This window comes from uncultured Caballeronia sp., from assembly GCF_964243625.1.
Taxonomy (GTDB): Bacteria; Pseudomonadota; Gammaproteobacteria; order Burkholderiales; family Burkholderiaceae; genus Caballeronia.
The window spans coordinates 1-2,055 of the sequence record NZ_CAXTGZ010000844.1 but is presented as its reverse complement, the minus strand read 5'-3'; the positions used below and the strand labels follow the sequence as shown (position 1 = coordinate 2,055).

Sequence of the window (2,055 nt, the reverse complement as noted above, 5' to 3'; positions counted from 1 at the left end):
CACCGGCACGGCCATGAATCCAATTGCCTGTTCGCACGCAAAAGCGCGTCCACGAATGTGCTTCGGCACGAGTTCCGAAATGTACGTGCCGATGGTCACCAGTTCCACGCCGATCCCCAGGCCCGCCATGAAGCGCCAGAAGTTGAGGCCGCCCGCGGTGTCCTGGAAAGCCATGATCACGTTCGCGGCTGTGTACCAGAGCAGGGAGTAAGTGAAGATCGCGCGCCGCCCGAAGCGATCGGCGAGAAACCCGCAAGCGATCGTGCCAATGAAAAGCCCGAGAAACAGCGACGCGATAAAACTCGCCACGCCCGTGAAGCCAAACAACCCGACTGTCGTCGATGTCAGGATTCCGCTCTTCACCAGCCCGGGTGCGACGTAGCCCGAGTACAGCAGGTCGTAGAGTTCGAAGAAGAAACCAAGGCTCAGCAACACGACGAGCGTCCACATGGAACGGGTTGCAGGCAAACGGTCGAGCCGCGCAGAAATCGACCCCGCCGATAAAGAGCCGGCTGTGGTCTGAGGGACTTCGTTTTCCTGGCGGGTGGTCATCGATTCATGTCTCCGTGGCGTGGCCGCTTTGTTTTGGCGCCGGCGCGCATTTTAACGGTCAACGTGCCAGTTTGTTGCAGATAATGAAGATTCCAGGGCTGTGGCCTGCCTCCCGTTTGGTGCCAAAATTTGAGATAGTCTGTCCCCGCCCGTCACGCTCACTGCCGAAACCGTGCATCAAGACGCCTCCTCGCCCGCCGCGAATGAACCCGAACGCATCGACATAGCGGTCATAGGCTCGGGCTTTGCCGGTCTTTGCATGGCGATCCGGCTGAAACAGGCCGGCATGAACGATTTTTTCGTGGCCGAGCAGGCGGCGTCGCTTGGCGGCACATGGCGTGACAACCATTACCCTGGCTGCGCCTGCGACGTGCAGGCCCACGTCTATTCGTTCTCGTTCGCGCCGCATCCGGGCTGGACGCGGCTATACGCGCCGCAAGCCGAGATCCGCGCGTACCTTGAGGATTGCGCGGCGCGGTTCGGTATTGGAGCGCATTTGCGTTTCAACGAAACGCTGCAACGCGCCACCTTCGATGAACCCACGCAACGCTGGATCCTGCGATTTTCAACGGGCAGGAAAGTGTCGGCGCGCGTGCTGATTGCGGGGATGGGCGGGTTGTCGCGGGCATCCGTTCCGGCAATCCCGGGCATCGATACATTCGAAGGACCGTGTTTCCATTCGCAGCATTGGGATCACGAGATGCCGCTGGAAGGCAAACGGGTTGCTGTGATCGGCACGGGCGCGAGTGCGATCCAGTTCGTGCCCGAAATCGCGGCGCGCGTGGCGCATCTCGACGTGTTTCAACGCACGCCGCCGTGGATCATGCCGAAGAACGACCGCAAACCGGGCAAGCTCGAACGATGGATCCTGAAGCACGTTCCGTTCGCGCAATGGCTGCTGCGCGCGACGCTTTACTGGATGCTCGAAGCGCGTGTTTTGGGGTTCGTCGTGCATCCGGCCCTCATGAAAGTGATCCAGAAGGTCGCTCTCAGGCATCTGCACAAACAGGTCGCCGATCCTGAGCTGAGACTTGCGCTCACACCGGATTACACCATCGGCTGCAAGCGGATCCTGATCTCGAACGACTATTACCCGGCGGTATCGCGCGGCAATGTGTCGGTGGTGACGCAGCCCATCGTGCGCGTGGAACCCAACGCAGTCGTCACCGCCGATAACGTCCGCCATCCCGCCGACTGCATCATCTTCGGCACGGGCTTCCAGGTCTCGAAGCCCTTCACGCGCGGCGTGATAATAGGTCGCGGCGGCGTGCGCATCACCGATACCTGGCGCGACGGCGCCCACGCTTACCTCGGCACGACGCTGCCGGACTATCCGAACTTTTTCATGCTCGTCGGTCCAAACTCAGGCCTCGCGCATAACTCGATGGTCTACATGATCGAATCGCAAGTCACCTACGTCATGGAAGCGCTCACCTATATGCGCGATCGCGGCGTGGCGAGCATCGATGTAAAGCCGGAAGTCGAAGCCGAGTACAACGTCCG

General features: G+C 60.7%; 2 protein-coding genes. One reads left to right on the top strand and one right to left on the bottom strand.

The window, feature by feature from the left end; all coding sequences use genetic code 11:
• Positions 1-552 (bottom strand): MFS transporter (locus ACFFAR_RS31645; protein WP_375509279.1); only part of this gene is annotated, 552 nt, incomplete at its 3' end.
• Positions 553-724: 172 nt separating this feature from the next.
• Between ACFFAR_RS31645 and ACFFAR_RS31640 the strand changes: the two genes are divergently transcribed.
• Positions 725-2,055, top strand: a 1,331-nt coding sequence (locus ACFFAR_RS31640) for a flavin-containing monooxygenase (protein WP_375509278.1), incomplete at its 3' end; no start/stop codon positions are given.